21 protein-coding genes are annotated in these 21688 nt (G+C 69.6%); 4 read left to right on the top strand and 17 right to left on the bottom strand.

Annotation, left to right across the window (positions count from 1 at the left end):
• The 5 genes from FHU39_RS08075 to FHU39_RS08055 all read right to left on the bottom strand — a co-directional run bounded on the left by FHU39_RS08075 (nucleotide 1) and on the right by FHU39_RS08055 (nucleotide 4701).
• Entirely contained in the window at nucleotides 1-1005 is a 1005-nt protein-coding gene (locus tag FHU39_RS08075) for a cation diffusion facilitator family transporter (RefSeq protein ID WP_183319873.1), read from the bottom strand.
• 18 nt (nucleotides 1006-1023) lie between these two features.
• Entirely contained in the window at nucleotides 1024-1443 is a 420-nt protein-coding gene (locus FHU39_RS08070) for an FKBP-type peptidyl-prolyl cis-trans isomerase (RefSeq protein ID WP_183319872.1), read from the bottom strand.
• A 38-nt stretch (nucleotides 1444-1481) separates the two neighbouring features.
• Complete coding sequence (locus FHU39_RS08065) at nucleotides 1482-2534, bottom strand: FKBP-type peptidyl-prolyl cis-trans isomerase (protein ID WP_183319871.1); 1053 nt, start codon at nucleotides 2532-2534, stop codon at nucleotides 1482-1484.
• An 89-nt stretch (nucleotides 2535-2623) separates the two neighbouring features.
• Nucleotides 2624-3985, bottom strand: coding sequence for a Pup--protein ligase (pafA, locus tag FHU39_RS08060; RefSeq protein WP_183319870.1), 1362 nt, complete (start codon nucleotides 3983-3985; stop codon nucleotides 2624-2626).
• A 95-nt stretch (nucleotides 3986-4080) separates the two neighbouring features.
• Nucleotides 4081-4701: an IMPACT family protein gene (locus tag FHU39_RS08055; RefSeq protein WP_183319869.1), complete on the bottom strand. Its 621-nt coding sequence runs from the start codon at nucleotides 4699-4701 to the stop codon at nucleotides 4081-4083.
• A gap of 286 nt (nucleotides 4702-4987) precedes the next feature.
• Between FHU39_RS08055 and FHU39_RS08050 the strand changes: the two genes are divergently transcribed.
• On the top strand, nucleotides 4988-5998 hold the full coding sequence (locus FHU39_RS08050) for an NAD-dependent epimerase/dehydratase family protein (protein WP_183319868.1): 1011 nt from the start codon (nucleotides 4988-4990) through the stop codon (nucleotides 5996-5998).
• Nucleotides 5999-6097: 99 nt separating this feature from the next.
• Here FHU39_RS08050 and FHU39_RS08045 read toward each other — a convergent pair whose 3' ends face one another.
• From FHU39_RS08045 to FHU39_RS08015, 7 genes are all read right to left on the bottom strand, one after another.
• Entirely contained in the window at nucleotides 6098-7894 is a 1797-nt protein-coding gene (locus tag FHU39_RS08045; protein ID WP_221185421.1) for an ABC transporter ATP-binding protein, read from the bottom strand.
• A 74-nt stretch (nucleotides 7895-7968) separates the two neighbouring features.
• Nucleotides 7969-9882, bottom strand: a complete 1914-nt coding sequence (locus FHU39_RS08040) for an ABC transporter ATP-binding protein (RefSeq protein WP_246336182.1) — start codon at nucleotides 9880-9882, stop codon at nucleotides 7969-7971.
• Between the two features lie 364 nt (nucleotides 9883-10246).
• Entirely contained in the window at nucleotides 10247-11017 is a 771-nt protein-coding gene (prcA, locus tag FHU39_RS08035) for a proteasome subunit alpha (protein WP_183319865.1), read from the bottom strand.
• Nucleotides 11018-11830: a proteasome subunit beta gene (prcB, locus tag FHU39_RS08030; protein WP_183319864.1), complete on the bottom strand. Its 813-nt coding sequence runs from the start codon at nucleotides 11828-11830 to the stop codon at nucleotides 11018-11020.
• Entirely contained in the window at nucleotides 11827-12027 is a 201-nt protein-coding gene (locus tag FHU39_RS08025) for a ubiquitin-like protein Pup (RefSeq protein ID WP_183319863.1), read from the bottom strand. The genes prcB and FHU39_RS08025 overlap by 4 nt, the downstream gene beginning before the upstream one ends.
• Nucleotides 12028-12108: 81 nt before the next feature.
• Complete coding sequence (dop, locus tag FHU39_RS08020; RefSeq protein WP_183319862.1) at nucleotides 12109-13638, bottom strand: depupylase/deamidase Dop; 1530 nt, start codon at nucleotides 13636-13638, stop codon at nucleotides 12109-12111.
• A 42-nt stretch (nucleotides 13639-13680) separates the two neighbouring features.
• A complete protein-coding gene (locus FHU39_RS08015; RefSeq protein WP_183319861.1) occupies nucleotides 13681-13827 on the bottom strand; it encodes a hypothetical protein in 147 nt (48 codons plus the stop codon).
• A 54-nt stretch (nucleotides 13828-13881) separates the two neighbouring features.
• Here FHU39_RS08015 and FHU39_RS08010 point away from each other — a divergent pair, with 54 nt between their 5' ends.
• From FHU39_RS08010 to FHU39_RS08000, 3 genes are read left to right on the top strand one after another with little or no spacing between them, the layout of a single operon-like run.
• Nucleotides 13882-14403, top strand: a complete 522-nt coding sequence (locus tag FHU39_RS08010) for an alpha/beta hydrolase (protein WP_183319860.1) — start codon at nucleotides 13882-13884, stop codon at nucleotides 14401-14403.
• Nucleotides 14391-15440, top strand: a complete 1050-nt coding sequence (locus FHU39_RS08005; protein WP_183319859.1) for a Gfo/Idh/MocA family protein — start codon at nucleotides 14391-14393, stop codon at nucleotides 15438-15440. Before FHU39_RS08010 ends, FHU39_RS08005 begins: the two co-directional genes overlap by 13 nt.
• A 50-nt stretch (nucleotides 15441-15490) precedes the next feature.
• On the top strand, nucleotides 15491-16741 hold the full coding sequence (locus FHU39_RS08000) for an FAD-binding protein (RefSeq protein WP_183319858.1): 1251 nt from the start codon (nucleotides 15491-15493) through the stop codon (nucleotides 16739-16741).
• Nucleotides 16742-16768: 27 nt separating this feature from the next.
• On the opposite strand, the gene FHU39_RS07995 is transcribed toward FHU39_RS08000, so the two are convergent.
• From FHU39_RS07995 to FHU39_RS07975, 5 genes are all read right to left on the bottom strand, one after another.
• On the bottom strand, nucleotides 16769-17272 hold the full coding sequence (locus tag FHU39_RS07995) for an FBP domain-containing protein (RefSeq protein ID WP_183319857.1): 504 nt from the start codon (nucleotides 17270-17272) through the stop codon (nucleotides 16769-16771).
• 66 nt (nucleotides 17273-17338) lie between these two features.
• Complete coding sequence (locus tag FHU39_RS07990; RefSeq protein WP_183319856.1) at nucleotides 17339-18583, bottom strand: MFS transporter; 1245 nt, start codon at nucleotides 18581-18583, stop codon at nucleotides 17339-17341.
• Nucleotides 18580-19665 (bottom strand): DNA polymerase III subunit beta family protein, encoded by a 1086-nt coding sequence (locus FHU39_RS07985; RefSeq protein WP_183319855.1) that lies wholly within the window; start codon nucleotides 19663-19665, stop codon nucleotides 18580-18582. The genes FHU39_RS07990 and FHU39_RS07985 overlap by 4 nt, the downstream gene beginning before the upstream one ends.
• A 121-nt stretch (nucleotides 19666-19786) precedes the next feature.
• On the bottom strand, nucleotides 19787-21019 hold the full coding sequence (locus FHU39_RS07980; RefSeq protein WP_183319854.1) for a DUF6596 domain-containing protein: 1233 nt from the start codon (nucleotides 21017-21019) through the stop codon (nucleotides 19787-19789).
• Entirely contained in the window at nucleotides 21016-21402 is a 387-nt protein-coding gene (locus FHU39_RS07975; protein WP_183319853.1) for a YciI family protein, read from the bottom strand. The genes FHU39_RS07980 and FHU39_RS07975 overlap by 4 nt, the downstream gene beginning before the upstream one ends.
• Nucleotides 21403-21688: the final 286 nt, after the last annotated feature.

The following is a 21688-nucleotide window of genomic DNA, read 5'->3' as shown; positions in this document are numbered from 1 at the left end:
TCACCGGGGAACGGTGGGGTGCGGGTCATCGGGGGTCAGCGACTCCTCGTCCGAGCTGGACAGGCTCAGCACGGTGCCCGCGACGGCAGGGCTGGCCGAGATCTTCGCCTCGAGGGCACGCAACCGCTCCGCGACCACGTGCTCGGCCCGATCGCCGGTCAGATCCACGTCGCCCACCAGGTAGACCTTGCGCGGGCCGACGAACTCCAGCCGCAGGTAGGTGACCCGGGCGACCTCCGGCTGCGCCAGCAGCGCCCGCAACGCGGCCGCGCGCACCTCGAAGGACACCTCCTCGCCGACCAGGAAGCCGATGTTGCGGCGGATCAGCACGACCGCCACGACCCCCAGCACGAGGCCGACCAGGATCGAACCGATCGAGTCCGGGGCGGGCGACCCGGTGATCTGGTGCAACCCCAGCCCGGCGCCCGCGATGACCAGGCCGATCAGTGCGGCGGCGTCCTCGGCGAACACCGCGCGCAGCGTCGGGTCGGAGGTGCGCAGCACGTGCTCGAGCAGCTCGCGGTCGTAGTGCTCGGCCTCGGCGCTGGCCTGCCGCACCGACTGCAGGAACGACACGCCCTCCAGCACGAACGAGAGGGCCAGCACGATGTAACCGACCAGGAAGTCGCTCGCGGCCTCCGGGTGGATCAGCTCCTGGATGCCGTGCCAGATCGACACCGCCGCTCCGGCGACGAACAGTCCGAGCGCGGCGAACAGCGACCAGACGTACGCCTCCCGCCCGTAGCCGAGCGGGTGCTGCCGGTCGGCGGCCTTGCGGGAGCGTTTGTCGGCGATGATGAGGAACACCTCGTTGCCGGTGTCCGCCCACGAGTGGGCGGCCTCCGCGACCAGGGACGCGGACGCGGTGATGACCGCCGCGATCGTCTTGGCGATGGCCACCAGCAGGTTGGCGCACATCGCGATGAGGACGGTGAGAGTGCTCTCTCCCCCGCCCTCCCCGGAGTCGATGCCGACGTCGAACGTGTCTACGTGACGAGGCTCCATGCCCGCCACGCTATCGGGTCAGCCGAGGCCGAAGGCCCGTCCCGCGCCGGGCTTGTTGGTCGAGACCAGGTCGACGACGAAGATCAGCGTCTCGTTGGGGCCGATGGAGCCGCCGGCGCCGCGCTCGCCATACCCCAGGTGCGGCGGGATGACCAGCTTGCGCCGGCCGCCGACCTTCATGCCGACGATGCCCTGGTCCCAGCCCGGGATGACCTGGCCGACGCCGACCTGGAAGTCCAGCGGTGCACCGCGGTTCCAGGAGGCGTCGAACTCCTCGCCCGACGACCAGGCGACGCCCACGTAGTGCGCCTTGATCTGGTCGCCCGGCTGGGCCTCGGCGCCGTCGCCGACGCTGACATCCTCGATCACGAGCTCGGTGGGCGGCTCGGCGCCCGGGAAGTCGATCTCCGGCTTGGTGGTGTTCGGGTCGAACGGCATTGCTACCTCGCTTGTTTCGGCGTTGGTGACGGTGTTGTTCAGCTGACGGCGACGATGTCGACGACGAAGACGATCGTGTCGGTGCCCTTGATCGAGCCGTCCGAGCTGCCCTTGCTGCCGTAGCCCTGGGCGGGCGGTACGACGATCTCGACGCGGTCACCGACCTTCTTGCCGACCAGCGCCTTGTCCCAGCCCTTGATGACCTGGCCCTCACCGATGACGAAGCTGGCGGGGACGCCGTACCGGCCCGGGTTGCCGGTGGAGTCGAAGACCTTCCCGGCCTTGCCGTTCTTCCAGATCACGCCGGTGTAGAGCGCGGTCAGCGTCTGGCCCTTCTTCACCGTGGCGCCGGTGCCGTTGATCAGGTTGGCGGACTGCAGCTTCTTCGGCGCGGCCGTGTTCGGCATGGTGATCGTGGCCGGCTTCAGGATGCCGTTCCACTTCACGGTCGGCATGCCCTTCGTCGGCGCGACCGTGGTGCCGTGGGCGATGTTCGGGCTCGAACCGTTGATCTTCAGGTAGAGGACGATCGTGTCCTTGCGGGTGACCCCGAGGTCGGAGTTGCCGGAGGAGCCGAACGCCTCGTCCGGCGGGATGGCGATGGTCTCGATCGTGCCGGCCTTCTTGCCCGACACCGCCTTGACCAGTCCGGGCAGCTGGGTCGGGTCCTTCAGGTACATCGGCCCGGCGCTGTTGGCGAAGGTGTCGGCCAGCGTCTTGCCGGTCCGGCCGTCCACCGCGACGTAGCTGACCGACGCGAGTTCGTCGGACTTGACCGCGGCACCGGTGCCCTGCGTCTTGACCTGGACCGTCGTCTTGTTGACCTGGAACGGCTTCTTGCCGAGCTTGATCGCCGGGCTCTTGCCGCTGGCGGTGGTCACCTGGATGTCGCTCATCGGCGACACGTCCTTGGCGGCGACGGTGTATGGCGGCAGCGACGTCGAACTCGACGCACTCGCCGACGTCGAGGCGGACTTGGTCGCGGCCTTCGACGTACTACCGCTGCCGTTGGAGGTGCTGCTGCCACACCCTGCGAGGAAGAGCACGGGAAGGGTGCCTGCCGCGAGCAGGCGGAACGGGATTCGGCGCACGTCGAAGAACCTCTTGGAAAGCTGGGAAATGAATGAGCGGGCGCCACCCTAACGAAGCCCGCTGTGGACCAGGTGTCAGGTGGCCTTGACTACATCCCCGCGATGAGCCTTTCGACCCGTTGGTCGCTGGCACTGAACGGGTCCTTGACGAGCACGGTGCGCTGCGCCTGGTCGTTCAGCTTCAGATGCACCCAGTCGACGGTGAAGTCGCGCCGGGCCGCCTGTGCGGCCCGGATGAAGTCACCGCGCAATTTGGCCCGGGTGGTCTGCGGCGGGTACGTCTTGGCCTCGAAGATCTCGACGTCCGAGCACACCCGGGCGGCCTTGCCCCGGCGCTGCAGCAGGTAGAACAGGCCCCGCTCACGGTTGATGTCGTGATAGGTCAGGTCGAGTTGCAGCATGCGCGGATCGTCAAGCGCCAGACCGTGTTTCGCGGAGTACTGATCGAGCAGCTTGTGCTTGATGACCCAGTCGATCTCGGTGTCGATCATGCCCAGGTCATCGGTGTCGATGGCGGTGAGGGTCCGCTCCCACAGGTCCATGATCTTCTTGGTCAGGTCGTCGGTGATCGCGCGCTGGTCGACATACGCCCGAGCACGCTCGAAGTACTCGGCCTGCATCTGCAGCGCGGACAGCTCGCGTCCGTTGGCCAGCCGGACGGGGGCCTGGCCGGTGATGTCGTGACTGATCTCACGGATCGCGCGGATGGGGTTCTCCAGGCTGAGGTCACGCATCGACACGCCGTCCTCGATCATCCGCAGCACCAGGTGCGCCGAGCCGAGCTTGAGCATCGTCGTGGTCTCGCTCATGTTGCTGTCGCCGACGATGACGTGCAGCCGGCGGAAGCGCTCGGCGTCGGCGTGCGGCTCGTCGCGGGTGTTGATGATCGGCCGCGACCGGGTCGTGGCGCTGCTGACGCCCTCCCAGATGTGGTCGGCGCGCTGGCTGACGCAGTAGGTCGGTTTGTGGCCGAGCACCGCGATCTTGCCCGCGCCGCAGGTGATCTGCCGGCTCACCAGGAACGGGATCAGGATGTCGGAGATCTGCTGGAACTCCCCGCTCCGGCTGATCAGGTAGTTCTCGTGGCAGCCGTAGGAGTTGCCGGCCGAGTCGGTGTTGTTCTTGAAGACGAAGATCTTGCCGTCGACACCCTCCTCGACCAGCCGGGCCTGGGCCTCCTCGACCAGGCCCTCGATGATCCGCTCGCCGGCCTTGTCGTGGATGACCGCCTCGCGCACGTCGTCGCACTCGGGCGTGGCGTATTCGGGGTGGCTGCCGACGTCGAGGTAGAGCCGTGATCCGTTGCCGAGGAAGACGTTGGACGACCGGCCCCATGAGACGACCTTGCGGAACAGGTAGCGCGCGACCTCGTCAGGGGTCAGCCGTCGTTGCCCGTCGAAGGTGCAGGTGACGCCGTATTCGTTCTCGATGCCGAAGATCCGCCGCTCCATGAGGCTCATTCTGCCCTGGCGACGGCGTCAGCAAGTGGCCGCCATGCCCGCGCGGCCCGAGCTCGCTGTGCTTGTTGGAAGGCCATGTACCGACCCTAACCGTCCGCGTCCGCCCAGCGGGGACCGTTCCGTATGCCGTGCGCCGTGCCGCCGGTCAGCGCCGCGATGTGGGCGTCCAGGCCGTCCGGGTCGGTAGTGCTCAGATGCAGCGTCGCGACGTCGGTGTAGTCGGTGCCGACGACGGTCACGCCGCGGGCCCGCAGCTCGGACTCGACGCGTCCGGCGTCGGTGTGCGGGACGGGTAGGTCCACCTGCTCCCGGAGCTCGCGGGTCACGACCCGCGCGTCCTGCAACGCCGTGTCGACCGCCCCGGCATACGCCCTGGTGAGGCCGCCGGTCCCGAGCAGGGTGCCGCCGAACCACCGGGTGACCACGGCGACGACGTCGCTCAGGTCGGCGCCGCGCAGGGCGGCGAGGATCGGTGCACCCGCCGTCCCGGACGGCTCGCCGTCGTCGTTGCTGCGCTGCAGGCGACCGTCGGGTCCGAGAACGAACGCGCTGCAGTGGTGGCGCGCGTCCCGGTGGTGCGCCCGCACCTGCGCGATGACCTCGCGGGCCGCTTCCTCGGTCTCCACCCGGCGTACGTCGGCCAGGAACCGCGACCGGCTGACCTCGATCTCCCCGGTGCACGGCGTGGCGAGGGTCCGGTACGTCATGGCTCCCGAGCGTAGAACCCGCCGACAGGCCCACTTACCACCGACAGGCTCACATACGACCGACAGGCTCACTTACGACCGACAGGCTCACACATACCGCCCTCCGGCGCACAGGATTACGCCCATGAGTGAGCCTCTCGGTCATTGCTGGGCCTGTCGGTGAAATGGGTGTCGGCTGGCGCAGCATGGGTCTGGGTCGCAGCGTGAGGTCTGGGTCGCAGCGTGAGGTCTGCTCTGAGCAGCGCGTGGTTGCGAGGGGCGGATCCGCCGTGGTCGGCTTGACCGCATGCGACTCCTGGTGCTCGGTGGGACAGGCTGGCTCGGCGGCGAGATCGTGCGTGCGGCACTGGGCCGCGGCCACGAAGTGATCTGTATGGCGCGCGGGTCGCGGCCGGTGCCGGAGGGAGCCGAGCTCGTTGCGGCCGATCGCGATGATTCACAATCGTATTCAGCGCTGACCGGCGAGTTCGCCGCGGCGTTCGACGTGACGAGCGATCCGCAGCACGCGCGCGGCGCCGTGACCGCGCTCCGTCAGCGCGTTGACCGGTGGGCGCTGGTGTCGACGTGTTCGGTCTACGCCCAGGACGACATACCGGCCCAGGACGAGACTGCCCCGCTGCTGCCGGCGTGGGACGGGCCCTTCGACCTCGAGAAGTACGGCGAGGGCAACGTCGCGTGCGAGCAGGCCGTGCTGGCGGCATACAACGACAACGCGCTGATCGCCCGACCCGGCCTGATCACCGGACCCGGTGATCGCAGTGACCGGACGGGCTACTGGCCGTTGCGATTCGCGCACCCGGCCACCGCCGACGGTGCCGTGCTGGTGCCCGACTCCCCCGGCGCAACGGTCCAGCTCATCGACGTCCGCGACCTGGCGCAGTGGCTGGTCGAGTCGGTCGAACACGGCACGTCTGGTGTGTACAACGCGACGACCGAACACCGGTCCCTGGCGGACTATCTCGCGATCGCCCGGCAGGTCGCCGGCCACACCGGCGAGCTGGTTGCGGTCGGTCAGGACTGGATCGCCGCGCACGGCATCGCGCCGTGGGCGGGCGAGCGCAGCTTCCCGTTGTGGCTGCCGCAGCCGGAGTATGCCGGTTTCGCCGCCCGCTCTCCGGCGGCCGCACGCTCGGCGGGGTTGCGGACCCGCCCACTGGAGGACTCCGTCCGCGACACGCTGGCGTGGGAGCTACAGGCCGGGCCCGGCCGCGCCCGCCGTGCCGGTCTCTCCCCCGCCGACGAGGCGGCCCTCATCGGCGACGCCATCACCGCACCGACAGGACACAAAACGTACTGAGGGGACACGAAATACCGGCCCGGACAGCGCGATCCGGGCGGTATTTCGTGTCCCCTCGATGCGGTTGTTGTCCTCTCGGCGAACGGGACGCGGGGCGTGTCAGGCGAGGGACTCGACCCAGGCGCGGTGCAGGGCGGCGTACTTGCCGTCGCCGGCGCCGATCAGGGCGTCCGGGCTGCCGTCCTCCAACACCTCGCCGTGCTCCAGCACCAGCACCCGGTCGGCCACCTCCACGGTGGACAACCGGTGCGCGATGATCAGCGCCGTGCGGTCGGCGAGCACCGTCTCCAGCGCACGCTGCACCAGGCGTTCACTCGGGATGTCCAGCGACGACGTCGCCTCGTCCAGGATCAGCACCGCCGGGTCTGCGAGGAACGCCCGCGCGAACGCGACCAGTTGCCGTTGCCCGGCCGAGAGCCGGCCCCCGCGCTTGGCGACATCGGTGTCGTAGCCGTCCGGCAACTTGTCGATGAAGTGGTCCGCACCGACGGCCTCCGCCGCGGCCCGGATCTCCGCATCGGTGGCGCTGGGCTTGCCGAAGCGGATGTTGTCGGCCACCGTGCCCTCGAACATGAAGTTCTCCTGGGTCACCATCACCACGTGGCGGCGCAGCTGCGGCTGGTCCACCTCCCGCAGGTCGGTCCCGTCCAGCCGGACCGCACCCGCGGACGGGTCGTAGAAGCGTGCCATCAGCTTCGCGATGGTCGTCTTGCCGGCACCGGTGGTGCCCACCAGAGCCACCGTCTGGCCCGCGGGTATGTCGAGCGTGAGCCCCGGCAGCACCGCGCGGCCTTCGACGTAGGAGAACCGGACCTCGTCGAATTCGACTGCGCCCCGCACGTTTTCGAGCTGCTTCGGCTGCTCGGGATCCTTGATGCCCGGCGGCGTCGCCATCACACCGGCGACCTTCTCCAGCGCGGACGACGCCGACTGGAAGGTGTTGAAGAACTGCGTGATGTCCTGCATCGGCTCGAAGAACATCCGCAGGTAGAGCAGGAACGCCGTGAGCACCCCGACGGTCATGTGGCCGTGCAGCACACGCCACCCGCCATACAACAGCACGATGCTGGTCATGATGTTGCCGACCAGCTTGACCGACGGCATGAAGATCGCGACCAGCTGGAAGGTCCGCTCGTTGATCGCGCGGTAGCGCTCGGCGACCTCCTCGAAGATCTCCTGGTTGCGCCGCTCGCGACGGTAGGCCTGCACTGCCTTGATGCCGGTCATCGTCTCGACGAACTGCACGATGACCAGCGCGGCACTCTCGCGTACCTCGCGGTAGGTCTTGCTGGACTGGCCACGGAACCACGCGGACAGCGCCACCAGCACCGGGAAGCTGACCAGGCAGATCAGCCCGAGCTCGACGTCGAGGGTGATCAGCAGGATCGCGGTGCCGATCAGGGTCAGCACGGCGGTCACCAGACTGTCGAAGCCGTTCTCCAGCATGTCCTGGATGGCTTCGACGTCATTGGTGGAGCGGCTGACGACGCGCCCGGAGGTGTACTTGTCGTGGAACGACACGTCCAGCCGCTGGAAGTGCCGGAAGATCCGCCGACGCAGCTCGAGCAGCGCGAGCTCACCGATGGTGCCGGACTGCCGCAGGAAGAACATCCGGCTGACCGCCTGCACGGCCACGATGACGCACAACGCCCCGATCACGAGCAGCAGCACGTGCGCGTCGCCGTCACGGGTGATCGGCGGAACACCGTGGTCGATGCCGACCTGGACCATGCGCGGCACCGAGAGCCGGGCGAGGTTCTCGATGACGACCAGCACGATCAGGACGGCGACCATCTTCTTGTATGGCGCGAGCAGCGAGCCGAGGAGCTGCCGCGCCTCGCGCCGCATCGGTTTCGACTCGTCGATCGGCAGGTCGCTGTCGTTGTCGGAGGCCATCCGCCCCCGCCAGCGTTCCTCCGGCTTCAGCTGCGGCTCAGTGCGGGTCGCGCTGTCTGTGCTTGTGGAAGTGCTCATCGGCGTGCCTCCCGCATCGGCCGGTCGAGGGTGCTGTCGTCATCTCGAGCGGCCCGGGACGAACCTTCGCTCACCTCGAGATCCTCCTGCGCACAGCGCTTCTCGTCGTCGGTGCACCAGGTCGGATCGTGCTCGGCCCGGTCGTCGATCTCGTCGTCGGCGGCCAGCAGGTAGCGGTAGGCGGGGACGGTCGCCAGCAGCTGTGAGTGGGTGCCGACATGGGTGATCGTGCCGTGCTGCAGCAGCGCGACGCGGTCGGCCAGCAGCACCGTGGAGGCCCGGTGCGCGACCACCAGACCCGTCACCGAGTGCAGCACGCGGCGCAGCGCCTCCTCGACCAGCGCCTCGGTGTGCACGTCGAGCGCGGACAAGGTGTCGTCCAGCACCAGCACCTTCGGGTGGGTGAGCACCGCACGCGCGAGCGACAGCCGCTGCCGTTGGCCGCCGGACAGGCTCATCCCCTGCTCCCCGATGCGGGTTTCCAGCCCGAACGGCAGGTCGTGGACGAAGTGCGCCTGCGCCACGTCGATCGCCTCGGTGATCTCCTCCTCGGTGGCCTGCGGGCGGCCGAGGGTGAGGTTCTCCCGCACGGACAACGAGAACAGCGTCGGATCCTCGAACGCGGTGGCCACGGTCTGCCGCAGTGCCGGCAGCGTCAGGTCGCGTATGTCGGTGCCGTCGACCTCGATGCTGCCCTCGGTGACGTCATACAACCTGGGGACCAGCCCGGTGAGCACCGACTTGCCCGCGCCGGTCGCGCCGACGAGGGCGATCGTCTCACCGGGGTGCAGGTCGAGGTCGACGTGCCGCAGCGCCCAGTCGTCGTCAGTCGCGTCGGGGAACTTGAAGCCGACGTCCCGCAGCCGCAGCGCACCGCCCGGTGATACCTCGTTGGTCGGGCCATCGGTGATATCCGGCTCGGTGTCGAAGATCTCGGCGACCCGGTCGGCGGCGGTCATCGCCTCCTGGGTCATGGACAGCAGGAAACCCAGCGCCGCGATGGGCCAGACCAGCGAGAGCATCATGGTGATGAACGCGACGAGTGTTCCGAGGGTGATGCGACCGTCCCCCGTGGCCGCGGCACCGAGGCCGAGCACGACGATGAGGGTGAGGTTGGGGATCACCTCGAGCAGCGTCCAGAAGCTGGCCTGGAGGCGGACCTTGCGTACCTGGATGTCGAAGAGAGCCGTCGCCTGCTCGTCGAACCGGTCGAAGATGTAGTCCTCGCGGCCGAACGACTTGATGACTCGCAGGCCGAGCGCCGACTCCTCGACATTGGTCGCCACGACGCCGGTCTGGTCCTGCGCCATCCGGGACAGCTTGGTGAACTTCCGCTGGTTGTGCAGAACGATCGCGGCGATCGGCACGATCGAGATGACGACCACCACGCCGAGTGGCCAGTAGAGCAGCAGGAGGATGATCGTCACGGCGATGATCTGCAGCGTGTTGAGGACCAGCATCACGATGCCGAAGCTGAGCAGCCGTCGAATCATGCTGAGGTCGTTCATGATCCGCGACAGCAATTGGCCGGACTGCCACTTGCTGTGGAATGACATCGGCAGCACCTGCAGGTGCTGGTACATCTCGTTGCGGATGTCGCGCTCGATGCCCATCGTTGCGCGCGCGACCAGCCAGCGCCGCCCGAACCAGAGGATGGCCTCCGCCATACCGATCGCCAGCGCGGCCGTGCCCAGGACCCACAGGCCGCGTTGGTCGTGATGGGACACGGGCCCGTCGATGACCGCCTTGGTCATCAGCGGTATGACGATCGTCGCGCCCAGACTGGTGAGTCCGAAGATCATCATGGTGATCCAGCGCGTGCGGTAGGGCCGGACGTAAGGAGCCAGCCGCAGCAGGCTCGTGGCCCGGTTGCGCCGGGCCGGGGTCGGATTGATCGAGGGTTTCGACAAGAGACCCACCGTGCCGGGGTGGGAACTGTGGGGTGGAACGGATGCCTGCGAGGGCTGGTCGGTCATCGGGTGGTGAAGCCTCCTTGGCGACGAGTGACGAGGCGGAGCACACCCTCAGCCTCAGCCTTCAACCGCACTTGAGGTCAAGATGATGGAGTCCCCCGACATGCCTGACCGCAGCGCCGCGCAGAGCAGTAGCTGGGATGCCTATCCATCATGTCAGAGGGCACCGACAACGGTCACCTTGATTACCGATCTGAGGGAAATAACTCACGCTCGCGGCCGGCGGCGGGTAACTCGCTACTGTCGTCACTTCCTCGCTCGGGACGGCGGTTCCAAGCGAGGAAGTCGAAACTGTTGTCAGTTATTCGTCGGGCTCACTGGCGTCGGCATCAGCGGCGTCGGACGGCGGCGTGTCAGCGGTCGGGGACGCAGCACCGTCCGGGCTGAGCAGGCCGCCGAGGTGCGAGTTCTCGATCCGGCGGAACTTCCGGCGCTCGCGCTCCCGGTCCAGCACCGCCACCTCGAGCTGGTCGGCCGTGAGTGTGCGCGCCTCGCCACCGTTCGGGTCCTCGCCGAGCAGCCCCACGGCCAGCCGCAGCGCCGCGCCGAGGTCCATGCCGGGCTCCCAGCGCTCCTGCAGACCGGCGCTGATGTGCTCGGCCGCCCCGCCCATGGCCACGAAGCCCTGCTCGTCGAACACCGAGCCGTCGTAGGTCAGCCGGTAGATCTGGTCGGTGCCGGCGCTGTCGTCCACCTGCGCGACGACGATCTCGACCTCGTACGGCTTGGCCTCCTGGGTGAAGACCGTGCCGAGGGTCTGCGCGTAGGCATTGGCGAGCCCGCGCGCCGTGACGTCGGAGCGGTCGTAGGAGTAACCGCGCAGGTCGGCATACCGGATGCCGGCGACGCGGAGGTTCTCGAACTCGTTGTACTTGCCGACCGCGGCGAACGCGATGCGGTCGTAGATCTCCGACACCTTGTGCAGCGCCCGGCTGGGGTTCTCGGCGACGAAGGCGATGCCCCCGTCATACGCCAGCACCACGACGGACCGGCCACGGGCGATGCCCTTGCGGGCGTAGTCGGCCCGGTCCTTCATCAGCTGCTCGGGCGAGACGTAGAACGGCATGCTCATTTAGCGTGTACCTCCGATCTCGCGGCGGGCCTCGAGGACCTGCTGGACAACACCGGCCAGCTCGTCGTCGGACACGAACTGGGTTCCGTCGGCATTGACGATCGCGACCGTCGGCCAGATGCGCCGGCCGAGGTCGGGCCCACCGGTGGCCGAGTCGTCGTCGGCCGCGTCGTACAACGCCTCGATGGTGACGTGTACGGCGTCGTCGCGGGTCATCTGCCGGCGCCACAGCTTCTTCAGCGCGCCACGGGCGAACAGCGATCCCGAACCGACCGAGTGGAAGTCGTGCTCCTCGTAGCAGCCGCCGGTCACGTCGTAGGAGAAGATCCGCCCCTCGTCGCGGTCCAGGTCGAAGCCGGCGAAGAGCGGTACGACGGACAGGCCCTGCATCGCCATCCCGAGGTTGCCGCGGATCATCGTCGCCAGGCGGTTCGCCTTGCCCACCAACGAGAGCCGGGTGCCCTCGATCTTCTCGTAGTGCTCCAACTCCACCTGGAACAGCCGCACCATCTCGATGGCGGTGCCGGCCGTGCCGGCGATGCCGACCGCGGAGAAGTCGTCGGCCGCGAAGACCTTGAGCATCTCGTTGTTGGCGATCAGGTTGCCCATCGTGGCACGGCGGTCACCGGCGAGCAGCACGCCGTCGGCATAGGCGATCGCCACGATCGTGGTGCCGTGCGGCACGTCGATCGCCGACACCGGGATGGTGCGCGAACCCGGCACCAGATCCGGTGCGTGGCCGGCGAGGAACTCGGTAAACGACGATGAACCGGTCTGCAAGAACGAGGGAGGGAGCTGGCGGGACTCGCTCACTGTCCGCCCTTCTGGACGAAACCGCGGACGAACTCCTCGGAGTTGGACTCCAGCACACCGTCGATCTCGTCCAGCACGCTGTCGACGTCGTCGTCGAGCTCCTGCTTCGCCGGGGCGGCGGCCGGTGCCGGCTCCGGTGCGTCGTCTGCCGGGTCGGCGTCGCGGCGCTGCGGGTTCTTGTGTTCCTGCGTAGCCATGGCGGTGTCCTTTCGTCCTGCTTCTGTCTCCAACCCTACGTGGGCCAGCCGGTATGGCGCGACGGCACACCCGGCTTCGGCTCAACCCGCCGCTGTGGTGCCGTCGGCGAGCAGCCGCAGCAGCTCATCGGCCGACCCGGCACGCTCCAGCAGCGGCCCGACGTGCGCCTCGGTCCCTCGCTCCGGTTCGAGCATCGGCACGCGCTGCAGGCTCGGCTGCGACTGCACGTCGAAGATGACCGAGTCCCAGGAGGCGGCGGCCACCTCCCGGGGGAACCGCGCGAGGCAGGTCCCCCGGAAGTAGGCGCGCGTGTCACGCGGCGGGTTGCCCACGGCGTCCTTCACGAGCGTGTCGTCGACCAGCTGCTCGACCCGGCCGCCCGCGAGCAGCCGGTTGAACAGACCCTTGTCGGTGCGCACGTCGGACCACTGGATGTCGATGGCGCGCAACCGGTGGTCGGACCAGTCCAGCCCGTCGCGGGCGCGGTAGCTCTCCATGGTCTTCAGCTTGGTGACCCAGTCGACCTCGCGGTCGGCCTCCATCGGGTCACGCTCCAGCTTCGTCAGCACCTGCTCCCAGCGTTGCATGACCTCGGCGGTGTCCTCGTCCAGCTCCCCGGCGTACTTCTGCTGCAACCAGGAGTCGACGAGTTCGTAGTAGCTCCAGAGCAGTTGGACACCGGTCATGGTGCGTCGGCCGGCGACCTCGACCGTGGTCCGCAGCGTCGGGTCGTGCGAGATCCGGTGCAGGGCCTCGACCGGCTTGTCGACGGTGAGGTCGGCACCGACCGCACTGTCCTCGATCATGCCGAGCACCAGGCTGGTCGTGCCGAGCTTGAGCAGGTTGGTGACGTCGCAGTGGTTGGCGTCGCCGAGGATGACGTGCAGCCGGCGATAGCGGTCCGCGACGGCGTGCGGCTCGTCGCGGGTGTTGATCAGCGGTCGCTTCAGGGTGGTCTCCAGGCCGACCTCGACCTCGAAGAAGTCCGAGCGCTGGGCGAGCTGGAAACCCGGCCGGGACGACTCGACGCCGATGCCGACGCGGCCGGACCCGCACATCACCTGCCGGGCGACGAAGAACGGGATGAGGTGCCGCACGATCTCCGCGAACGGCGTGGAGCGGCTCATCAGGTAGTTTTCGTGCGTCCCGTAGGACGCGCCCTTGCCGTCGGTGTTGTTCTTGTAGAGGTTGACCCCCGGTGTGCCCGGGACCGCGAGCAGCCGCACCGCCTCGCGCATGATCGCCTCTCCCGCCCGGTCCCAGGCGATCGCGTCGCGCGGGCTGGTCACCTCCGGGGAGCTGTACTCGGGGTGCGCGTGGTCGACATACAACCGCGCCCCGTTGGTGAGCACCACATTGGCCAGGGTGGGGTCTTCCTCGTCGGTGAGCTGGCTCGGGTCCGCGACACCCCGGGCCATGTCGAAGCCGCGTGCATCCCGTAGCGGGGCCTCGTCCTCGTAGTCCCAGCCCGCGCGTGCCGCACGCATACCCACCTGGGTGGCGTATGCCGTCACGACCCGGCCGGACAGGACCATCGGGTTGGCGGTGGGGTCACCCGGCACGGAGATGCCGTATTCGGTCTCGATGCCCATGATCCGACGCACAGTCATGTTCCGACCTTAAGACCGCAATACTTCGGCCATGACGAAGGTTCACTGGGCGGACCTGCCGGATATGCCGATCCGCACCCGCTTGCTGTGTATGGCGGTGAGTCGCACCCGCGACGGCGTGGCGGGCATGAAGCCCGAGGAGATCCCGCACCGGCGCGCCATGACACCCGACCCGCGTTTCCCGGTCACCCTCGTGACGGGGCGGGTCCGCAACACATCGTCCGTGACACCATCCACCTCACGATGCGGGACGGCGCGAGGATCCCGGCCCGGACGTACCGGCGCCCGGACGTGCACGGCGCGGCACCCGTGGTCGTGTACTACCACGGCGGCGGCTGGACCCTGGGGCGTCCGCTCGACTACGAGTCGCCGCTCACGATGATCGCCGACGAGACCGGCGCGCTGGTGCTGGCACCCGACTACCGCAAGGCGCCCGAGCACAAGGCGCCGACCGCTGTCCTGGACACCTACAAGTCCCTCTACCTCGACGGTGCGCCGGTCGCGGCGGACGACGCGCAGATCTCCCCGCTGCAGGCCGCATCGCACGAGGGGGCGGCACCGGCGCTGATCCAGACCGCCGAGTTCGACCCCCTCGCCCCGGAGGGGGCGGACTACGCCGCCGCGCTGCAGCGCAGCGGGGTCGCGACCCGGCTGACGCACTACCGCGGTGTGCCGCACGGCTTCCTCAACATTCCGGGTGCGGCACCCGTTGCGTGGCAAGCGCGCTGGGAGATCGTCGATGCTCTGCAAGGATGGTTCGCGTGACCGCGCTACCTGCTCCGACCACGCCGGACCCGAAGGACGCCCCGTCCCTCCGCTGGGGGATCCTCGCCCCTGGCGGTATCGCCGCGGCCTTCGCGTCGGCGCTGCTGGCCGGGACCGGGCAGCGGATCGTCGCCTGCGGCTCCCGGAGCATCGACCGCGCGCGCGAGTTCGCCTCTCAGTTCGGCAGTTTCACGGCATACGGGTCGTATGACGAACTCGTCGCCGACCCTACGGTCGACGTCGTGTACGTCGCGTCCCCGCACTCGGCACACCGCGACCACGCGCTCCTCGCGCTGCGCGCCGGCAAGCCGGTCCTGGTCGAGAAGGCGTTCACCCGCAACGCTTGCGAGGCGCGCGAGGTGATCGAAGAGGCGCGCTCCCGCAACCTGTTCTGCATGGAGGCGATGTGGTCGAGGTTCCTCCCCCGCTACGACGTCGTGCGACAGGCTGCGGCGGACGGCCTGCTCGGTGAGCTCGACAGCATCGTCGCCGACCACGGGCAACTGCTCTATCCGGCGGGCCCGCAACGGCTGGCCGAGCCCGCACTCGCCGGGGGTGCGCTGCTCGACCTCGGTGTCTACCCGATCTCCCTCGCGGCGATGCTGCTGCCCGGCGAGCTCGACGTGCACGCGACCGGGTCGCTGACGCCGACTGGTGTCGACCGCGCAGAGACGGTCACCCTGCGCAGCGGCGGGGCGCTGGCCACGTGCGTCTCGACGATGAGCGCGCGGACCGCGAACACCGCTGTCATCGCGGGGACCTCGGGCCGTTTGGAGCTGCCCGGCTGGTTCTACCAGCGCGGTCCGGTGCGACTGGTCGGCACCGACGACGTCGTCCTCGACACCTACGCGCCCGAGTCGACCGAGCACGGCCTGCACTTCGAGGCCGCCGAGGTTGCTCGACGGGTCAGTGCCGGTGAGACCCAGTCCCCGTTGATGCCGTGGGCCGAGACGATCCGGGTCCTGGAGGTCATGGACGAGGTTCGCGCGCAGCTGGGGGTGCGCTACCCCGGCGAGGACGGCCCGTCCACCCCGTAGGGCGCACCCCAGCCCCGATCAGGTCCGTGCGATTCGAAACGAGGAATGCCATGACGACGAACTGGTCCGGTACCTACGACTACCGTGCCGCCCGGCGGGAGCGGCCCACGACCGTCGAGGAGCTCCAGCAGCTCGTGGCGCAGGCTCCGGCCCTGAAGGTCGCCGGGTCGGGGCACAGCTTCAACGGCATCGCGGACAGCGAGAACGGCTGGCAGGTAGACCTTTCCGGCCTCATCGAGGCCCCGGCGGTCGATCCGGACACCGGGTCGGTGACGGTCAGCGGTGGCATGAAGTACGGCGATCTGGTGCCCGCGTTGACGGCGGCCGGGCGTGCGCTGCCGAATCTCGCCTCCCTCCCCCACATCACCGTCGCGGGCAGTGTCGCGACGGGCACGCACGGCTCCGGGACGGGGCAGGGCGGTCTCGCGGGGTCGGTGGAAGCGGTCGAGCTGCTGACGGCGGAGGGGCAACTGCGCTGGGTCGATCGCACCGATCACTATTTCGACGGTGTCGTGGTGTCGCTGGGCGCGCTCGGCGTCGTGACAAGGCTTCGGCTCGCGACGGTGCCGGACTACCAGGTGCGCCAGGACGCCTTCGTCGGGTTGAGCTGGGGTGAGCTGGTTTCGCGGGTCGACGAGGTGCTCGCGACGGCATACAGCGTGAGCATCTTCGGTCGGTGGACCGGTCCGGGTCCCGATCACGTCGTCGTGAAGTCGCGGATCACCGGGTCGACCGGGCGCCCGGCCGTCGTCGGGTCGCGGTGGACCGAGGACACGTTGCACCCGCTGCAGGCCGCCGGCGCCACGTCGGAGGCCGTCACCGAGCAGGGCGGGGTCGCCGGGTCGTGGGCCGACCGGCTACCGCACTTCCGGCTGGGCTTCACCCCGAGCGCGGGGGCGGAGATCCAGTCGGAGTTCTTCGTCGCCCGCGAGGACGCGGGGCGCGCGATCGAGGAGTTGCTCGCCGTCGGAGAGGGCATCGCCCCTCAGCTGCTGGTGGGCGAGGTCCGGGCGATCGCGGCCGACCGGCAGTGGCTGAGTCCCGCGTACGACCGTGACTCGGTCGCGTTCCACTTCACCTGGAAGCCGGATGTCGCGGCCGTCCACACGGCGGTCGGCGTCGTCGAGCGTGCCCTGGAGTCGCTGGCACCGCGGCCGCACTGGGGCAAGGTCTTCACCTATCCGGGCAGGCTCGACTTCGCCTACGACCGGCTGGACGACTTCGACGAGCTACGCCGGATGCTCGATCCGCACGGCAAGTTCCGCAACGATTTCGTGGCCCGGCACGTCGCGCGCGGCTGACCGACGCGGCCGGGTCCAGCGACCGGGTCACGCAGTCGCCGCGACCTGGCGCACGAAGTCGCTGGAGTGTTCCCGCAGGGCGCGGATGCGCCTGTCGATCAACATGATCCGGTCGTTCTCGTCGCTGCTGCCCACCTCGGTGAGCGTCGGCCGCCGGCGCACGTGAGCGCTGCACCCGAAGTCGCGGCAGACGAGTGTGCCGATCGTGTTGCCGCGTCGGCCTGCCGCGCCCGCGCGGCGGGCGACATACATCGCGACGTCGTCGGCGACGATCACGTCACGGCACCAGGTGCACAGCGTGCGACGCCGCGGGCCGGACGGCGGTGCCGTCGTCAGGCGCACGCCCACGGGTGTCTCGTCGATCTCGAGCACGACGTAGGCGGTGTTGTCCTTCTTGCGGTCCCGCCAGCCGAGCAGGTCGGTGGCGTCCCAGTCGATGTCGGTCAGGTCGGGCAGGATCGCCTCACGCACCTCGCGGCGTGACGCGTTCACGAACGAGCTGCGGATGGCAGCATCGGTCAGGGCTTGCACGGAATGGTCCTTCGGTCGGCGGCAACGTGCCGAGCGCGCGTCTCCCACGCGCCGCGGACCACGCTCTCACACCGTCGACACGACGGCATCTCCATTCTTCGTCCAGCCACGCTTCCGCGCGGTCCACCAGGCCAGGGTGAGCAGCACCACGGCCGCGCAGAGCGCGATGGACCACCGCGCACTCAGCTGCCCGGCGACCGTGGTGAAGATCACCGTGGCGACGAGAAGCGTTGCCATCTGGGCAAAGACGAGCAGCGACTGGTAGCGCCCGAGCTGGTCCATCGGTGTCGCCAGCAGGTAGGCCGGCCACAGGTGACCGGTGCAGACGGAGACACCGAGGCCCAGCACGACGGCGCACCCGAACGTCGCGACCGGCAGCGGTGACAGCGCCATACCCGACAGACCGGCGCCGACCATGAGCAGCCCGGCGGCTACCGCCAGACCGATCCGGTGCGAGGTGCCGCGCCGCGCGATGAGCGTCGTCACCACGACACCACCGACCAGCCAGCCGACCTCGATGAGCCCGGACGCACCTGGGCCCCAACCGGATTCGCGCGCCAGCAACGACGGCCCGTAGATCACCGACGGCAGCACTGCGGCCGCGATGACCCCGGTCGTCACGATGACGGCGCGCAGCTGTGGATCTCCCCACACCGCGGTGAGTGGGCGCAGCACCGACAGTCCGGAGGGCTCGTCGGTGCTCGGCACGGGCGCATGCGGTGGCCGGATCCGTATCAGTACCAACAGGATCAGCAGGAACGTCACACCGTCGACCGCGGCCGTTCCGGCGAACGCGACGGCGGTCACCGCGAGCGCGCCGCACGGCGGACCGGCGATCCTGGCCAGCTGGGTCAGCGTGCTGTTGAAAGCGGTCGCCCGCGGCAGCGCGTCACCGGTGGCGAACAAGCGCGGCACCACTCCGGCCGCGGGAAGGTAGAACGCGCTCTCCACGCCGTCGACCAGGGCCACCGCGATGAGCAACCACGGGTGGACCCCGACGGTGGTGGCGATCGCCACGACGAACACGCTGAGCGCCAGCATCACCGCGTCCCCGGCGATGAGCATCCGCCGGACACCGAACCGATCGGCCACCGCGCCGCCCAGCAGTAGCAGGGCCGCCGTCGGCAGGGTCGTCAGCACGCCGACGAGCCCGGTCAGCCCAGCAGACACACCCGTCGCGTACCAGGTCATCGCGAAGCCGAAGGCGGAGCTGCCGAGTGTGCTGGTCGCTGCGGCCCCCGACCAGACGACGTATGCCGCCGGCAACCTCTGTCGCTCAGCCGTGGTCGCCGGTGCGACCCGGGCCGTCATGACCGCCCCTCCTCCCTCCGCACCGGCATCACGATCGTGGTGAACGTTCCCTGGTCGGCCGACCGGACGACGACCGGGCGTCCCTCCTCGCCCGGGAGTTGCAGGAGCACCTCGGGCCCGACACTGACCTCGAGCGCGCCGAGCAGCAGCATCGGTCGGAACGCGACGGCCAGCGGCGCACCGGTGCAGATGGCGGGCAGCCGCACACCGTGCCGGTCGCCGTCGATCCGCAGGTCGAGGTGCCGGTCGCCGGTCGTCAGCACCACCACGTCGTCCTCGCCGACGGCGACCAGCTCGTCCGACAGCCGCGCCCGGTCGACGGTGACCCGGCCCGCGGCGGGCGGCAGGCTGCTCAACACCGATTGGTACGAAGGGAATTGGTCGACCACCATGGGCAGCGCAAGGGTCTGCTCGTCGCCCTCCAGGTGGGCGTCGGTCTCGCCGACGCGCAGCCGGATCCGGTCGTGGCTCGCCGCGAAGGCGACGGCGTCCTCGATCGCGTCGGCGCCCACGACGACCTCTCGGTCGCCGCCGGACGCCTGCTCCACCGGCAGGGTGCGCACCGCCATCCAGTAGCGGTCGGTCGCGACGACGGTGAGTTCGTCGGCGGTCGCCTGCAGCAGGACGCCGCGCAACGCCGGGATGTCCGGCGCCGCCGCGGCCGCGGGCGACACCTGGCGCAGTGCGCTGGCGAGCTCCGGACCGGGCACCACGACGGTCGTCGGTCTGGTCCGCTCGTCCGGGTCCGGCAACGTCGCGATCACGTCCTCCGCCGTCGCGCGGGCCTGGCGCGCGAGCCCGGTGGCCCGGTCGGCATACGACCGCAGTGCGGCGCGGGCCTGCTCCGGCGGGCCGTCCAGCACGGTGCGAATGTCCTGCAGCGGCAGGCCGATCCCCCGCAGTCGGCTGATGGTCGTGGCACGGCGCTCCTGATCCGCCGCGTAGTAGCGGTAACCGCTGGCGGCGTCGACCTCCTGCGGGTGCAGCAGGCCGCAGTCGTCGTAGAACCGCAGCGCGCTCGAGCTCAGGCCGACCAGCCGGGCGAACGCGCCGATGGTCAGCAGGGATTCCTGTTCAGCCACACCCCCAGCTTGGGCCCTCGACCAACTCGAAGGTCAATTCCGGGCCGGTCAGCGCCACGGGATGATGCCGAACGCGTCGTATGGAGCGCGTTCGGCATGCTCGGAACCCACCGTTTGGCCGTCAGAGCTCGTCGCGCCGCCGGGTGAGGTATGCCGCCTCGGCAGTGTTCCCGGTCAACGCGATCGCACGGGTGTAGGCCTCGCGCGCTTCGGCCACCCGTCCGGCTCGGCGCAGCATCTCGGCACGGCTCGCGTGGAAGGCGTGATAACCGTCCAGCGGCAGCCCGTCCAGCAGCGCGAGCGCCACCTCGGGCCCGTCCAGTTCGGCGACCGCGACCGCGCGGTTCAGGGCCACGACCGGTGACGGGTCGATGCTGGTCAGTCGGTCGTAGAGCGTGACGATCTGGAACCAGTCGGTGTCGCCCGCACGCTGCGGGTACGTGTGCACCGCGTTGATCGCGGCCAGCAGCTGGAACCTTCCGGGCGGCGGGCCACCGGCGGCGACCGCGGCCAGCCGGCCACGCACGAGCCGGTGTCCTTCCTCGATCAGCTCCCGGTCCCACAGCGACCGGTCCTGCTCGCCGAGCGTGATGAGCTCCCCGGTCGCGGAGATGCGCGCAGGTCGTCGTGCGTCGGTCAGCAGCATCAGGGCCAGCAGCCCGACTACCTCGCCGTCGTCCGGCAGCAGGGTGTGCAGCAGGCGGCTCAGTCGGATGGCCTGCTGCGTCAGGTCGGCCCGGATCGGGTCCGACTTCCCACCGGTCGCGAGGTAACCCTCGTTGAAGACCAGGAACAGCACCGCCAGCACGCCCTCCAGCCGCGCCGGCAGGTCGGCCGCGGACGGCACCCGGTACGGCACGTGGTTGGCCTTGATCTTCGCCTTCGCGCGGGTGATCCGCCGTCCCATCGCCGACTCCTGCACGAGGAACGCGTGGGCTATCTCGGGCACCGTCAACCCGCCGACCATCCGCAGCGTCAGCGCGATCCGCGCCTCCGGGGCGAGCGCGGGGTGGCAGCAGGTGAAGATCAGCCGCAGCCGGTCGTCGTCGATCACGCCGGTCGGCGAGGGTGCGTCGTCGGCATACAAGACCTGGGCCTCCTGGTACTTCTGCTCCCGCCGCGCCTCGCGCCGCACCCGGTCGATCGCCTTGCGGGTGGCGGTCGTGGTGAGCCAGCCACCCGGATTCGGTGGTATGCCGTCCGCGGGCCAGCGCTCGACCGCGACGGCGAAGGCCTCGGCCGCGGCGTCCTCGGCGGTGTCCAGGTCGAACCGGCGCGCCAGAGCGGCGACGATCCGCGCCCACTCGTCCCGGTGCGCCGCGGCGATCGCTTCGCCGACCGCCCGGCTGCTCACGAGTCGATGAGCTGCTGCAGGTCGTCCGCGTTCTGGAACGGGCGCACCTCGACCCGGCCACGGCACGCCTTCGAGCCCTCTGCGGCCAGCTGCAGCGCGACGTCGAGGTCCGGTGCCTCGATCACCCAGAAGCCGCCCAGGTGCTCCTTGGCCTCCAGGTAGGGCCCGTCGGTGAACACCGGCTGGTCGCCCTGGCCGTCGACCACCGTCGCGGTGTCGGCCGGCGCGAGGCCGTCGGCGAAGACGAAGTAGCCCTCACGCTGCAGCTTGTCGTTGAACGCGCCGGTGTCCTCGAACGCCTGGAGCATGTCCTCCTTGGTCGGGTAGTTGCCGAAGTCGGTGCGCTCGGCGGGTCCGAAGACGGACATCAGGTACCTGGGCATGGCTGCCTCCTTGATCGGGACGGCCCGGTCGGCCGCCGCTCACAAGTGCTACGAACGAGTCTGCCCCGATCGGACACCGCGCAGCGCGGGTCGCCTGCGAAGGCCCGGTGACCTCGACAAGCTCGGCCATCGCTCAGCGCGGGCCGCCTGCGACGGCCAGGTGACCTCGACGAGCTCGGACACCGCGCAGCGCGGGTCGCCTGCGACGGCCCGGTGACCTCGACAAGCTCGGCCACCGCTCGGAGCGGGTCGAGTAGGCGAGCCCCCAGGGGCGAGCCGTATCGAG

This window comes from Flexivirga oryzae (genome assembly GCF_014190805.1).
Lineage (GTDB): Bacteria > Actinomycetota > Actinomycetes > Actinomycetales > Dermatophilaceae > Flexivirga > Flexivirga oryzae.
The sequence above is the reverse complement of the archived record's forward strand: the minus strand, read 5'-3'. Positions and strand labels throughout refer to the sequence as shown.

Coding starts and splice junctions, on each gene's coding strand:
- FHU39_RS08000 (WP_183319858.1), top strand. CDS start 15,491: ATGACGACGAACTGGTCCGGTACCTACGACTACCGTGCCGCCCGGCGG.
- dop (WP_183319862.1), bottom strand. CDS start 13,638: ATGACTGTGCGTCGGATCATGGGCATCGAGACCGAATACGGCATCTCC.
- FHU39_RS08055 (WP_183319869.1), bottom strand. CDS start 4,701: ATGACGTACCGGACCCTCGCCACGCCGTGCACCGGGGAGATCGAGGTC.
- pafA (WP_183319870.1), bottom strand. CDS start 3,985: ATGGAGCGGCGGATCTTCGGCATCGAGAACGAATACGGCGTCACCTGC.
- FHU39_RS07975 (WP_183319853.1), bottom strand. CDS start 21,402: ATGCCCAGGTACCTGATGTCCGTCTTCGGACCCGCCGAGCGCACCGAC.
- FHU39_RS08045 (WP_221185421.1), bottom strand. CDS start 7,894: ATGGCCTCCGACAACGACAGCGACCTGCCGATCGACGAGTCGAAACCG.
- FHU39_RS07990 (WP_183319856.1), bottom strand. CDS start 18,583: ATGACGGCCCGGGTCGCACCGGCGACCACGGCTGAGCGACAGAGGTTG.
- FHU39_RS08075 (WP_183319873.1), bottom strand. CDS start 1,005: ATGGAGCCTCGTCACGTAGACACGTTCGACGTCGGCATCGACTCCGGG.
- FHU39_RS08025 (WP_183319863.1), bottom strand. CDS start 12,027: ATGGCTACGCAGGAACACAAGAACCCGCAGCGCCGCGACGCCGACCCG.
- FHU39_RS08070 (WP_183319872.1), bottom strand. CDS start 1,443: ATGCCGTTCGACCCGAACACCACCAAGCCGGAGATCGACTTCCCGGGC.
- prcA (WP_183319865.1), bottom strand. CDS start 11,017: ATGAGCATGCCGTTCTACGTCTCGCCCGAGCAGCTGATGAAGGACCGG.
- FHU39_RS08010 (WP_183319860.1), top strand. CDS start 13,882: ATGCGGGACGGCGCGAGGATCCCGGCCCGGACGTACCGGCGCCCGGAC.
- FHU39_RS08005 (WP_183319859.1), top strand. CDS start 14,391: ATGGTTCGCGTGACCGCGCTACCTGCTCCGACCACGCCGGACCCGAAG.
- FHU39_RS08050 (WP_183319868.1), top strand. CDS start 4,988: ATGCGACTCCTGGTGCTCGGTGGGACAGGCTGGCTCGGCGGCGAGATC.